Source organism: Escherichia sp. E4385, assembly GCF_963883145.1.
GTDB lineage: Bacteria > Pseudomonadota > Gammaproteobacteria > Enterobacterales > Enterobacteriaceae > Escherichia.
In genome coordinates this window covers 106,586-120,382 of record NZ_CAWOOJ010000012.1, presented here as the reverse complement: position 1 = coordinate 120,382, position 13,797 = coordinate 106,586, and the positions used below count along the sequence as shown (strand labels likewise).

Genomic DNA, 13,797 nt, shown 5'->3' with positions numbered 1-13,797 from the left:
CCCGTATGGGCAAAATATGAAACGATATCGATAAGTTTGAAATGAGTTTTTATCAGGAAGTGATGGTGGTGGGGGAAGGATTACTCAGCGCTGCGCGCTTCGCCCTTCGGGTCGTTGCCTGCGGCAACGCTCTCTCGCTGACGCTCGAGTCGAACCTTAGTCGAAGCTTCTCGTCCTTCCCCGTATGGGCAAAATATGAAACGATATCGATAAGTTTGAAATGAGTTTTTATCAGGAAGTGATGGTGGTGGGGGAAGGATTACTCAGCGCTGCGCGCTTCGCCCTTCGGGTCGTTGCCTGCGGCAACGCTCTCTCGCTGACGCTCGAGTCGAACCTTAGTCGAAGCTTCTCGTCCTTCCCCGTATGGGCAGAATATGAAACGATATCGATAAGTTTGAAATGAGTTTTTATCAGGAAGTGATGGTGGTGGGGGAAGGATTCGAACCTTCGAAGTCGATGACGGCAGATTTACAGTCTGCTCCCTTTGGCCGCTCGGGAACCCCACCAGGGGTAATTCATATTGTAGGTAATGCTTGAGATGGTGGTGGGGGAAGGATTATTCGTCGCCTCGCTCCTCACCCTTCGGGCCGTTGCCTGCGGCAACGTTCTCTCGCTTTCGCTCGAGTCGAACCTTAGTCGAAGGTTCTCACCCTTCCCCGATGAGTGCAAACATTAACAATCTCACCGAAGTTACCACATCGCTGTGGTGAATAATGGTGGTGGGGGAAGGATTCGAACCTTCGAAGTCGATGACGGCAGATTTACAGTCTGCTCCCTTTGGCCGCTCGGGAACCCCACCACGGGGTAATGCTTTTTACTGGCCTGCTCCCTCACTGGGAAGCGGGGCGCATCATATCAAATGACACGCCGCTGTAAAGGGTTACGTTGAGAAAAATGAACTGGTTGCGTAATTTTCATCCGTAACGGATTAAAGCCAACCAGTTCTATTTTGCCAGCGATTAAAGAATAATCGTCCGGTTACCGTAAACAAATACACGCTGTGCCAAAACCTGGTAAAGCGCGCGGCTTAATACGTTTTTCTCAACATCACGACCTGCACGCATCATGTCTTCGGCTGTGTAAGTGTGATCCACATGAATGACATCCTGCATGATGATTGGACCTTCATCCAGGTTGTCATTTACATAGTGTGCTGTTGCGCCAATAATCTTCACGCCGCGTTCATAAGCCTGGTGATAGGGGCGTGCGCCAATAAACGCAGGCAAGAACGAATGGTGAATATTGATGATCTTATTCGGGAAGCGCGCGACAAACTCCGGCGTCAGCACGCGCATATATTTCGCCAGCACCACATAATCAGGTTGATGCGCTTCAATGGCATCCGCCATCTTCTGATCGTGCTCGTTGCGGCTTAACCCTTCATGGCTCACCAATTCAAACGGAATATCAAAACGTTCCACCAGAGAACGTAAAGTCTCGTGGTTACCAATAACCGCAGCGATTTCAACATCCAGTCCGCCGTAGTTGGCTTTCATCAGCAGATCGCCCAGGCAATGCGCTTCTTTAGTCACCAGAATGACTATGCGGCGGCGACCTGCGGGATTCAGTTCACGCACTGAACCTTCTGGCAATGCGCTATCGAGATCCGCCAGCAGGGTGGAATCATTAAAAATACCTTCCAGTTCCGTGCGCATAAAAAAGCGCCCGGTACGGTGGTCAACAAATTCATTGTTCTGCACGATGTTTAACTCGTGCTTGTAGCAAATATTAGTAATACGCGCGATCAGACCTTTTTGATCCGGGCAAATAGTACGCAGAACTTTACGTTGGAGTGAATGCATTGCTGGAAAAACCTTGTTGAGAGTGTTTGCTAAACCGTACCGTCAACCTTTATTGGCCGCAGCACTTTTTAAATTTTTTACCTGAACCACAAGGGCAGGGATCGTTGCGACCAAACTGCGGACGTGTACCATCAATATAGTACCATTGACCGTTTTCTTTCAAAAATCGCGAACGCTCAATAATCGCCCCGGATTTACCCTTCTCAGTAAAACGAGCGACAAAACTGACATAACCTACGTCGTCACCTTCGTGATATGAACGTTCAAATACGGTCAAACCTAACCATTCGGTATGTGCAAATCCGGCAATTAATTCAGCGCGTAACACCGAGGCGCCACAGGATGGATGCCAGGTTTTAATTAAATAATCTGCGTCGTGCATCACAAAAGCGCAGTAACGCGAACGCATGAGACGTTCAGGATCTGGTGCAACCTTTTCACCAGACACATAAGGGTGGCAACATAGGCTATACTCGACAGCACTACCACAGGGACAAAGCTTAGACACAAATAATCTCCCTGGAAACAATAACGGCGTTTTAACCGCCGGAGTAGCACTATGTTAACCGAGCGGTAGCGATGTGGCTACGGCTGCATTCCAGGGGACGCTTTCAGGAACAATGAGAAAAGTAAAAATAGGGCTGGCGCTGGGATCCGGTGCTGCACGAGGATGGTCGCATATTGGCGTCATTAACGCGCTTAAAAAAATGGGCATTGAAATTGATATCGTCGCAGGATGTTCAATTGGTTCGCTGGTAGGCGCAGCCTATGCCTGTGGTCGATTATCTGCGCTGGAAGAGTGGGTTACCTCTTTTAGCTATTGGGATGTTTTACGACTGATGGACCTCTCCTGGCAGCGCGGTGGACTGCTGCGCGGTGAGCGTGTGTTCAATCGATATCGTGAAATAATGCCAGAAACAGAAATCGAGAATTGTTCACGCCGCTTCGCTGCAGTCGCCACCAATCTAAGCACAGGGCGTGAATTATGGTTTACCGAAGGTGATCTCCATCTCGCTATTCGTGCATCCTGCAGTATTCCGGGCTTGATGGCACCGGTCGCGCATAACGGCTACTGGCTTGTTGATGGCGCAGTCGTTAATCCCATTCCTATCTCTCTTACTCGTGCGTTGGGCGCAGATATCGTAATTGCGGTTGATCTCCAGCACGACGCTCACCTAATGCAGCAAGATCTTCTTTCATTTAATGTCGGTGCTGAAAATGGCGAGAGTGAAGATGATCTCCCCGGGCATGCGCGGCTGAAAGAGCGGCTAAGTAGCATTACTGCGCGTCGAGGCGTCATGGCACCGACAGCAACAGAGATTATGACTACCTCTATTCAGGTATTGGAAAACCGCCTTAAAAGAAACCGTATGGCAGGGGACCCGCCTGATATTCTGATTCAACCCGTTTGCCCACAGATTTCCACGCTCGATTTTCATCGTGCGCAGGCTGCCATTTCGGCAGGACAATTGGCGGTTGAGAAGAAAATGGATGAGCTTTTACCGCTAGTTCGAACTAACGTTTTGACCTGATTTTTTATCTACACTTAAGTTAATTCTGACAGGCACTGATGGCAATAGCATGCCACTATTGAATAAAGCCAGTCAGGGGAGAGAACATGACGCAGCCATTGGTCGGAAAACAGATTCTCATAGTTGAAGATGAGGCGGTATTTCGCTCGCTTCTGGATTCGTGGTTTTCCTCATTGGGAGCGACAACGGTACTGGCGGCTGATGGGGTGGATGCCCTTGAGCTACTGGGAGGTTTCACACCCGATCTAATGATATGTGATATTGCAATGCCGAGAATGAACGGCCTGAAACTATTGGAACATATTCGCAACCGGGGTGACCAAACACCAGTCCTGGTGATTTCCGCTACGGAAAACATGGCAGATATTGCGAAAGCGTTACGTCTGGGCGTGGAAGATGTTTTGCTAAAACCAGTTAAAGATCTCAACCGTCTGCGCGAGATGGTTTTTGCGTGTCTCTATCCCAGCATGTTTAATTCGCGTGTAGAGGAAGAAGAAAGGCTTTTTCGCGACTGGGATGCGATGGTGGATAATCCCACTGCGGCTGCTAAATTATTGCAAGAATTACAACCTCCGGTTCAGCAGGTGATTTCCCATTGCCGGGTTAATTATCGCCAACTGGTGGCCGTTGATAAACCGGGGCTGGTGCTTGATATTGCAGCTCTTTCGGAAAACGATCTGGCTTTTTATTGTCTCGATGTAACTCGCGCCGGACATAATGGTGTCCTTGCCGCCTTGTTATTACGCGCGCTGTTTAATGGGTTATTACAGGAACAGATTGCCCACCAAAATCAGCGATTGCCAGAGTTGGGAGCGTTATTGAAGCAGGTAAATCATTTACTGCGGCAGGCCAATCTGCCTGGCCAGTTCCCGCTATTAGTCGGCTATTATCATCGTGAATTAAAAAATCTCATTTTGGTTTCCGCTGGCCTGAATGCAACGTTAAATGCTGGTGAACACCAGATTCAAATCAGTAATGGCGTTCCGTTAGGAACATTAGGCAACGCCTATTTGAATCAATTGAGCCAGCGATGTGATGCCTGGCAATGTCAAATTTGGGGAACAGGTGGAAGACTGCGCTTGATGTTGTCTGCGGAATGAGCAAACGATTATATGGGATAAAATTGCATTACGCGCTGGTGTCGGCTGGTGGTACTATCGTCGCCATTCGTTTAAGTAATTGTCTTAATTATGTTAACTCGCCTCCTTTTCAGAACCAGGCCTCGCCAGGGTACTGATATACTGGGATGCGACACAGAAATATGAACACGTTCAATACACGAACAGTCCAGGAGAATTTAAATGGCTGCCATTAATACGAAAGTCAAAAAAGCCGTTATCCCCGTTGCGGGATTAGGAACCAGGATGTTGCCGGCGACGAAAGCTATCCCGAAAGAGATGCTGCCGCTTGTCGATAAGCCATTAATTCAATACGTCGTGAATGAATGTATTGCGGCTGGCATTACTGAAATTGTGCTGGTCACTCACTCATCTAAAAACTCTATTGAAAACCATTTCGATACCAGTTTTGAACTGGAAGCAATGCTGGAAAAACGTGTAAAACGCCAGTTGCTTGATGAAGTGCAGTCCATTTGTCCACCACACGTGACTATTATGCAAGTTCGTCAGGGGCTGGCGAAAGGTTTGGGACACGCAGTATTGTGTGCCCATCCGGTAGTTGGTGATGAACCTGTGGCTGTTATTTTGCCTGACGTTATTCTGGATGAATATGAATCCGATTTATCGCAGGATAACCTTGCAGAGATGATTCGTCGCTTTGATGAAACTGGTCACAGCCAGATAATGGTGGAGCCTGTTGCTGATGTGACGGCATATGGTGTTGTGGATTGCAAAGGTGTGGATTTAGCGCCTGGCGAAAGTGTACCGATGGTCGGCGTGGTAGAAAAACCGAAAGCAGATGTAGCGCCGTCTAATCTTGCTATTGTCGGCCGTTATGTTCTCAGTGCTGATATTTGGCCGCTGCTGGCAAAAACCCCTCCGGGAGCAGGTGATGAAATTCAGCTCACCGACGCGATTGATATGCTGATCGAAAAAGAAACGGTTGAAGCCTATCATATGAAAGGGAAGAGCCATGACTGCGGTAATAAATTAGGTTACATGCAGGCCTTCGTTGAATACGGTATTCGCCACAACACTCTGGGTACTGAATTTAAAGCCTGGCTTGAAGAAGAGATAGGCATTAAGAAGTAACATCTATCACGACGTTTTCTACGAAACGGCATTGAGTGATCAATGCCGTTTTTTTATAGCGTATTCTTATCAGCGAGTCTTAAAACGGACAATAAAAAATCCCGCCAATGGCGGGATTTTAAGCAAACAGAATCAAGAAAAGATTATTGCTTGATCAGGAAATCGTCGAGGGATTTACCTTGCTCATCCATTGCTTTTTTGATTACAGCTGGAGTACGGCCCTGGCCAGTCCAGGTTTTGGTTTCGCCGTTTTCGTCAACATAGCTATATTTAGCCGGACGCTGTGCGCGTTTAGCTTTGGTGCCAGATTTAACAGCAGCAATGCTATTCAGCAGTTCGTTCGGGTCAATACCGTCAGCGATCAGCATTTCACGATATTGCTGCAGTTTACGAGTACGCTCTTCAACTTCAGCAGCAGCTGCGCTTTCTTCTTCGCGACGTTCGTTAACAACAACTTCTAATTTTTCCAGCATTTCTTCCAGCGTTTCAAGTGTACATTCTCTTGCCTGCGCACGAAGAGTACGGATGTTGTTCAGAATTTTAAGTGCTTCGCTCATTGTAGTAATCTCAAACTTATATTGGGGTGGTTTGTTGAGGTAATAATAGAGCCTTAAATTCAGTTGTGCAATAGCCAGGAATGTAAGGAATTCAAAAATGTTCTTTATTTCGTACCGACAATAAATATCTTTTCATAAAATTAGCCAGAAATGACGTGGCATATAGCCCTATTTACATCGATGCTTTGACATCACTTAAGGTTAAAACTTCCTGATTCATGTCACATTTTATGTGGAGATTAACATGCGCTGGAACCTTTTCACTCTTGGGTATTAGCCCTGTTTATGAAAATCCCCTATTAAGCGAATGATGAAAAGTAGAACAGTCGCAATAAATGCAAGGACTTCGTATTGCTCTTTCCTGGAGGCCAACAGGGTTATTACGTGCGCAACAGGTTAAAGATTGTGAATAGTTACCAAGAGTCATTTACGCGTTTATAACAAGCAAGGCCGTGGTAAAGATAGCTCTGAAGGATTATGCCAGTCATTCGTAATGGATGACGAATATACTACTTCTGTGCGCACTGTTACGCTGTAAAACTGACGAATTATGATAAACTCCTGCCAACTTTATTTCATATCATTGAGGGCCTGTGGCTGATGGCGCAGCTATATTTCTACTATTCCGCAATGAATGCGGGTAAGTCTACGGCATTGTTGCAATCTTCATACAATTACCAGGAACGCGGTATGCGCACTGTCGTATATACGGCGGAAATTGATGATCGTTTCGGGGCAGGGAAAGTCAGCTCGCGTATAGGTTTGTCATCACCTGCAAAATTATTTAACCAAAATTCATCATTATTTGATGAGATTCGTGCGGAACACGAACAGCAGACAATTCATTGCGTACTTGTTGATGAATGCCAGTTTTTAACCAGACAACAAGTATATGAATTATCGGAGGTTGTCGATCAACTCGATATACCCGTACTTTGTTATGGTTTGCGTACCGATTTTCGCGGTGAATTGTTTGTTGGTAGCCAATACTTACTGGCATGGTCAGACAAACTGGTCGAATTAAAAACTATTTGTTTTTGTGGCCGCAAAGCAAGCATGGTGCTACGTCTTGATCTGGCGGGTAGACCTTATAACGAAGGTGAGCAGGTGGTTATTGGTGGTAATGAGCGTTACGTCTCGGTTTGCCGTAAACACTATAAAGAAGCGTTAGAGATCGGCTCTTTGACGGCGATTCAGGACAATCATCGGCACGACTAATAAATTTTTCTTTACTGACAGGGTGAATAGGGCGCTTTTATCCTGTCAGTCCGTTTTACTAACTTCTTCCGAGTCATCATCCTTTCTCTATTCTTAATCATCACTCAACGTACCACAGAACGATTTTAGTGCGTCGATGCCTCATTACCTACGAGGTAGAGTTATTTGTCGACAATCTCGCTTTGTGCTCGTTTTCCGACAATGCAAACATGATGAATTAATACAGCTGGATTATTTGAGTTTACATAGCCGTTCTTTGCCTGAAACAAAAAAACGGCCCCGAATGGGACCGTTTATGATGTTATACAGAGCTACCGATTAAGCGGATTTTTTCGCTTTTTTCTCTGCTTTAGCCGGAGCTGCTTCTTTAGCAACGGTTGCGCCTTCTACGTAATCACGACCGTAGTAGGTGTCCAGCAGAATCTGTTTCAGCTCGGAGATCAGCGGATAACGCGGGTTAGCGCCGGTGCACTGGTCATCGAATGCATCTTCAGACAGTTTATCAACGTTTGCCAGGAAGTCTGCTTCCTGAACGCCAGCTTCACGGATAGATTTCGGAATACCCAGTTCAGCTTTCAGCGTTTCCAGCCATGCCAGCAGTTTCTCGATCTTAGCAGCAGTACGGTCGCCCGGAGCGCTCAGACCCAGATGGTCTGCAATTTCAGCATAACGACGACGTGCTTGCGGACGGTCGTACTGGCTGAATGCAGTCTGCTTGGTCGGGTTGTCATTCGCGTTGTAGCGGATAACGTTACAAATCAGCAGGGCGTTTGCCAGACCATGCGGAATGTGGAACTGAGAGCCCAGTTTATGTGCCATTGAGTGACATACACCCAAGAAGGCGTTAGCAAACGCGATACCTGCGATAGTTGCCGCACTGTGAACACGTTCACGCGCTACCGGGTTTTTAGACCCTTCGTGGTAGGACGCTGGCAGATATTCTTTCAGCAGTTTCAGCGCCTGCAGAGCCTGACCATCAGAGAACTCAGAAGCCAGTACAGAAACATATGCTTCCATGGCGTGAGTTACTGCGTCCAGACCACCGAAAGCACACAGGGACTTCGGCATATCCATAACCAGGTTGGCGTCAACAATCGCCATATCCGGGGTCAGAGCATAGTCTGCCAGCGGATATTTTTGGCCAGTTGCGTCATCGGTTACAACCGCGAACGGTGTAACTTCAGAACCGGTACCGGAAGTTGTGGTGACTGCGATCATTTTCGCTTTCACGCCCATTTTCGGGAACTTGTAGATACGTTTACGGATGTCCATAAAGCGCAGCGCCAGTTCTTCGAAATGAGTTTCTGGGTGTTCGTACATAACCCACATGATCTTCGCGGCATCCATCGGGGAACCACCACCCAGCGCGATAATCACGTCTGGTTTGAAGGAGTTCGCCAGTTCTGCACCTTTACGAACAATGCTCAGAGTCGGGTCAGCTTCAACTTCGAAGAACACTTCAGTTTCTACGCCAGCTGCTTTCAGTACAGAAGTGATCTGGTCAGCATAGCCGTTGTTGAACAGGAAGCGGTCAGTCACGATGAGCGCACGTTTGTGGCCATCAGTAATCACTTCATCCAGCGCGATTGGCAGAGAGCCACGGCGGAAGTAGATAGATTTCGGAAGTTTGTGCCACAACATGTTTTCAGCTCGCTTAGCAACGGTTTTCTTGTTGATCAGGTGTTTCGGACCAACGTTTTCAGAGATGGAGTTACCACCCCAGGAACCACAACCCAGAGTCAGGGAAGGCGCGAGTTTGAAGTTGTACAGGTCACCGATACCGCCCTGAGAAGCCGGGGTATTGATCAGGATACGGGCAGTTTTCATTTTCTGACCGAAGTAAGAAACGCGTGCCGGCTGGTTATCCTGGTCGGTGTACAGGCAAGATGTGTGACCGATACCGCCCATAGCAACCAGTTTCTCTGCTTTCTCTACCGCGTCTTCAAAATCTTTCGCACGGTACATTGCCAGAGTCGGGGACAGTTTTTCATGAGCGAATGGTTCGCTTTCATCAACAACAGTCACTTCACCGATCAGAATCTTAGTATTTTCTGGTACAGAGAAGCCTGCCAGTTCAGCAATTTTATAAGCTGGCTGACCAACGATAGCTGCGTTCAGCGCGCCATTTTTCAGGATAACGTCCTGAACAGCTTTCAGCTCTTTGCCCTGCAGCATGTAGCCGCCGTGGGTGGCAAAACGCTCACGTACAGCATCATAAACAGAATCAACAACAACAACAGACTGTTCAGAAGCACAAATTACGCCGTTGTCGAAGGTTTTGGACATCAGTACGGATGCAACTGCACGTTTGATATCAGCAGTTTCATCAATAACAACTGGGGTGTTGCCTGCGCCTACGCCGATCGCCGGTTTACCGGAACTGTATGCTGCTTTAACCATGCCTGGACCACCGGTCGCAAGGATCAGGTTAATGTCAGGGTGGTGCATCAGTGCGTTGGAGAGTTCAACAGACGGTTGATCGATCCAGCCAATCAGATCTTTTGGTGCACCAGCAGCAATAGCAGCCTGCAGAACGATATCAGCAGCTTTGTTGGTTGCATCTTTAGCACGCGGGTGTGGTGAGAAAATGATGGCGTTACGGGTCTTCAGGCTAATCAGAGATTTGAAGATAGCGGTTGAAGTCGGGTTAGTTGTTGGAACGATACCGCAGATAATACCGATTGGTTCAGCGATAGTGATGGTACCGAAAGTGTCGTCTTCAGACAGAATACCGCAGGTCTTTTCATCTTTGTAGGCGTTATAGATATATTCAGAAGCAAAGTGGTTTTTGATCACTTTATCTTCAACGATACCCATGCCGGATTCGGCAACGGCCATTTTGGCGAGTGGGATTCGAGCATCTGCGGCAGCCAGAGCGGCGGCGCGGAAGATTTTGTCTACTTGCTCTTGAGTGAAACTGGCATATTCACGCTGGGCTTTTTTTACACGCTCTACGAGTGCGTTAAGTTCAGCGACATTAGTAACAGCCATAATGCTCTCCTGATAATGTTAAACTTTTTTAGTAAATCATCTGCTCGAATACGAGAGTATAGTCAGTGCGATGATGATTTGCTTAACCTTTGAAAATCAAAATCTTACTCGTGCTCACACTCACTGTGATTTACTAAAAGAGTTTAAACATTAGAGTCATTAATCTCTAATGCGTCACTTCCAGGTGGCGTAAGCAAGATTACTCACTTCTGGGTACCGATTAAGTGATCCAGATCAAAATTTCGCGAAGCTGACACCTTTCAGCTCCGCTTTTAGCCATAATAGCTAATAGTTAATAAATTGTAGTATTAATTGTTGGCTACCTTAGCATGTTTTGTACGACTAGATAACAATAATGAATGATAGTAATTTTAGATAGTTAGGAGGTGAAAAATGCTGACAAAAGGCGTATTGTCAGCACGTATTTTTACCCTTGTTTAAAGATAACATTATCCGGCTTTTGCTTCGGAGCTAACCGTGATTCAGACACTTTTTGATTTTCCCGTTTATTTTAAGTTTTTCATCGGGTTATTTGCGCTGGTTAACCCGGTAGGGATCATCCCCGTGTTCATCAGTATGACCAGCTATCAGACTGCGGCAGCGAGAAACAAAACAAATCTGACCGCCAACTTGTCTGTAGCCATTATTTTGTGGATCGCACTGTTTCTCGGCGACACGATTCTGCAACTTTTTGGAATATCTATTGATTCGTTCCGCATCGCGGGCGGCATACTGGTCGTGACAATTGCAATGTCGATGATCAGCGGTAAGCTTGGCGAGGATAAACAGAACAAACAAGAAAAATCAGAAACCGCAATTCGTGAAAGCATTGGCGTTGTACCGCTCGCATTACCTCTGATGGCAGGACCAGGGGCAATCAGTTCAACTATCGTATGGGGAACGCGTTATCACAGCATTGGTTATCTGTTCGGTTTTTTTGTAGCAATCGCGTTGTTCGCTTTATGTTGCTGGGGTTTATTCCGCATGGCACCCTGGCTGGTGAGGGTTCTGCGTCAGACAGGCATCAACGTCATTACCCGTATTATGGGGCTCTTGCTAATGGCATTAGGGATTGAATTTATCGTCAATGGTATCAAAGGGATTTTCCCGGGTCTGCTCAATTAATTCCTTTCATATGAAACGGAGTCATGATGCTCCGTTTCTTTCATCATTATTTTTACTGCAAGCCAACGTAGTTAACAAAAGAAATAGATAATTTTATCCCCATTTTACAGATAGTTATAAGACTATCCTTATCTGGCGATCCACAACATCATGTTATTTTCATCACATCATAATCCTGGGCCTTGCTGAAGAATAATTGAAATGATATTAGTAATTCTACTGGCTTTGGCAGAGAAAAGTGCTAAATAGCATTCATTTGTTAAATTATTGTGCGTATTTTCTATCTGGACTATAACCGGAAAAGGCAGTATTGCTTTCTTTAGTTATATCCCTTTGTTTTTAAATTATTTTATTGATTGGATAACGAGGGGTATACGTACTGGTATGGTTAGTAAAAGAGAATTGCGTAACAATTTTGCAAAATGTATTGGCTGGCAAGAAGGGCATTTGATACTTTTCGGCCAACCGTTTGGCGATTTTTATTGGCAATGAGAATGATTTGCGATTAAAAGACGCTGCAAAAAATAATGTGTCTCGACAGGGGAGACACAGTAAGAATCGACATAAGGTGGTCATCTGAATCACCAGAATAAATAAAGTCGGTGATAGCAATTAGTAACGATAAAGCAACCTGGCAGCAAAAAGTCTCCGAGCTGTACAGGTATCCTAATCCGGGATTACACATGCTGGTAAAAACCAGTAATTATAATGAGGGAGTCCAAAACACAATGACCAACATCACCAAGAGAAGTTTAGTGGCAGCAGGCGTTCTGGCTGCGCTTATGGCAGGGAATATCGCACTGGCAGCTGATGTACCCGCAGGAGTCACACTAGCGGAAAAACAAACGCTGGTTCGCAACAATGGTTCTGAAGTTCAGTCATTAGATCCGCACAAAATTGAAGGGGTTCCTGAGTCTAATATCAGCCGTGACCTGTTTGAAGGTTTGCTGGTTAGCGATCTTGATGGTCATCCGGCCCCTGGCGTGGCTGAATCCTGGGATAACAAAGACGCTAAAGTCTGGACGTTCCACCTGCGTAAAGATGCGAAATGGTCTGACGGCACGCCAGTCACGGCACAAGACTTTGTGTATAGCTGGCAACGTTCTGTTGATCCGAACACCGCTTCTCCCTACGCAAGCTACTTACAATACGGGCATATTGCGGGTATTGATGAAATACTGGAAGGGAAGAAACCAATTACCGATCTCGGTGTTAAAGCCCTCGATGACCACACATTAGAAGTCACCTTAAGTGAACCTGTTCCGTATTTCTATAAGTTACTGGTTCACCCATCTACTTCCCCGGTGCCAAAAGCCGCTGTTGAGAAATTTGGCGAAAAATGGACCCAGCCAGGCAATATCGTTACTAACGGCGCCTATACATTAAAAGATTGGGTTGTTAACGAACGTATCGTTCTTGAGCGCAGCCCGACCTACTGGAATAACGCTAAAACGGTAATTAACCAGGTGACCTATTTACCGATCGCTTCTGAAGTCACCGATGTTAACCGTTATCGTAGCGGCGAAATCGATATGACTTATAACAACATGCCGATCGAACTGTTCCAGAAACTGAAAAAAGAAATCCCGAACGAAGTTCACGTTGATCCATACCTGTGCACTTACTATTACGAGATTAACAACCAGAAACCGCCATTCAATGATGTGCGTGTGCGTACCGCACTGAAACTGGGTATGGATCGCGATATCATTGTTAATAAAGTCAAAGCGCAGGGCGATATGCCGGCCTATGGTTACACGCCACCATATACCGATGGCGCAAAACTGACGCAACCAGAATGGTTTGGCTGGAGCCAGGAAAAACGTAACGAAGAAGCGAAAAAACTGCTGGCAGAAGCGGGCTATACCGCAGACAAACCGCTAACGATTAATCTGTTATATAACACGTCCGATCTGCATAAAAAGCTGGCGATTGCCGCCTCTTCACTGTGGAAGAAAAATATCGGCGTGGACGTTAAACTGGTTAACCAGGAATGGAAAACATTCCTCGATACCCGCCACCAGGGTACTTTCGATGTGGCCCGTGCAGGCTGGTGTGCAGACTATAATGAACCAACTTCCTTCCTGAACACCATGCTGTCGAACAGTTCGATGAACACCGCGCATTATAAGAGCCCGGCCTTTGACAGCATTATGGCGGAAACCCTGAAAGCTACAGACGAGGCGCAGCGCACGGCGCTGTACACGAAAGCAGAGCAACAGTTGGATAAAGATTCGGCCATTGTTCCGGTTTATTACTACGTGAACGCGCGTCTGGTAAAACCGTGGGTTGGGGGTTATACCGGTAAAGATCCGTTGGATAATACCTACACCCGAAATATGTACATTGTGAAGCACTAATG

General features: G+C 46.4%; 10 protein-coding genes, 2 tRNA genes and 3 other RNA genes. 6 read left to right on the top strand and 9 right to left on the bottom strand.

The features are described from left to right. Positions 1-63: 63 nt before the first annotated feature. The 7 genes from AACS80_RS12130 to AACS80_RS12100 form a co-directional block, all read right to left on the bottom strand. Positions 64-195, bottom strand: a non-coding RNA gene (locus AACS80_RS12130) — RtT sRNA. A gap of 47 nt (positions 196-242) precedes the next feature. Continuing rightward, positions 243-374: non-coding RNA, RtT sRNA (locus tag AACS80_RS12125), on the bottom strand. Between the two features lie 47 nt (positions 375-421). Further along, positions 422-506: transfer RNA gene (locus tag AACS80_RS12120), tRNA-Tyr, on the bottom strand. Positions 507-539: 33 nt separating this feature from the next. Beyond that, positions 540-671: non-coding RNA, RtT sRNA (locus AACS80_RS12115), on the bottom strand. A gap of 43 nt (positions 672-714) precedes the next feature. Beyond that, positions 715-799 (bottom strand) — tRNA-Tyr (locus AACS80_RS12110). Between the two features lie 160 nt (positions 800-959). Further along, complete coding sequence (purU, locus tag AACS80_RS12105) at positions 960-1,802, bottom strand: formyltetrahydrofolate deformylase (protein ID WP_130208904.1); 843 nt, start codon at positions 1,800-1,802, stop codon at positions 960-962. A 49-nt stretch (positions 1,803-1,851) separates the two neighbouring features. Then, positions 1,852-2,310: a YchJ family protein gene (locus tag AACS80_RS12100; protein ID WP_130208902.1), complete on the bottom strand. Its 459-nt coding sequence runs from the start codon at positions 2,308-2,310 to the stop codon at positions 1,852-1,854. 112 nt (positions 2,311-2,422) lie between these two features. Here AACS80_RS12100 and rssA point away from each other — a divergent pair, with 112 nt between their 5' ends. From rssA to galU, 3 genes are all read left to right on the top strand, one after another. Then, a complete protein-coding gene (rssA, locus tag AACS80_RS12095; protein ID WP_135409873.1) occupies positions 2,423-3,334 on the top strand; it encodes a patatin-like phospholipase RssA in 912 nt (303 codons plus the stop codon). 86 nt (positions 3,335-3,420) lie between these two features. After that, positions 3,421-4,434: a two-component system response regulator RssB gene (gene rssB / locus AACS80_RS12090; protein WP_130216020.1), complete on the top strand. Its 1,014-nt coding sequence runs from the start codon at positions 3,421-3,423 to the stop codon at positions 4,432-4,434. 201 nt (positions 4,435-4,635) lie between these two features. After that, on the top strand, positions 4,636-5,544 hold the full coding sequence (gene galU, locus AACS80_RS12085) for a UTP--glucose-1-phosphate uridylyltransferase GalU (protein WP_130208896.1): 909 nt from the start codon (positions 4,636-4,638) through the stop codon (positions 5,542-5,544). A 143-nt stretch (positions 5,545-5,687) separates the two neighbouring features. Here galU and hns read toward each other — a convergent pair whose 3' ends face one another. Further along, positions 5,688-6,101, bottom strand: a complete 414-nt coding sequence (gene hns / locus AACS80_RS12080) for a histone-like nucleoid-structuring protein H-NS (protein ID WP_105289150.1) — start codon at positions 6,099-6,101, stop codon at positions 5,688-5,690. Positions 6,102-6,701: 600 nt separating this feature from the next. On the opposite strand from hns, the gene tdk reads away from it, so the two are divergent. Continuing rightward, entirely contained in the window at positions 6,702-7,319 is a 618-nt protein-coding gene (tdk, locus tag AACS80_RS12075) for a thymidine kinase (protein ID WP_130208894.1), read from the top strand. Positions 7,320-7,637: 318 nt separating this feature from the next. On the opposite strand, the gene adhE is transcribed toward tdk, so the two are convergent. Next, positions 7,638-10,310, bottom strand: a complete 2,673-nt coding sequence (gene adhE / locus AACS80_RS12070) for a bifunctional acetaldehyde-CoA/alcohol dehydrogenase (protein WP_138183807.1) — start codon at positions 10,308-10,310, stop codon at positions 7,638-7,640. Between the two features lie 477 nt (positions 10,311-10,787). Here adhE and ychE point away from each other — a divergent pair, with 477 nt between their 5' ends. Both ychE and oppA read left to right on the top strand, forming a co-directional pair. Further along, entirely contained in the window at positions 10,788-11,435 is a 648-nt protein-coding gene (ychE, locus tag AACS80_RS12065; RefSeq protein WP_000616766.1) for an NAAT family transporter YchE, read from the top strand. A 728-nt stretch (positions 11,436-12,163) separates the two neighbouring features. Then, entirely contained in the window at positions 12,164-13,795 is a 1,632-nt protein-coding gene (gene oppA, locus AACS80_RS12060) for an oligopeptide ABC transporter substrate-binding protein OppA (RefSeq protein WP_131161789.1), read from the top strand. Positions 13,796-13,797 lie beyond the last annotated feature (2 nt).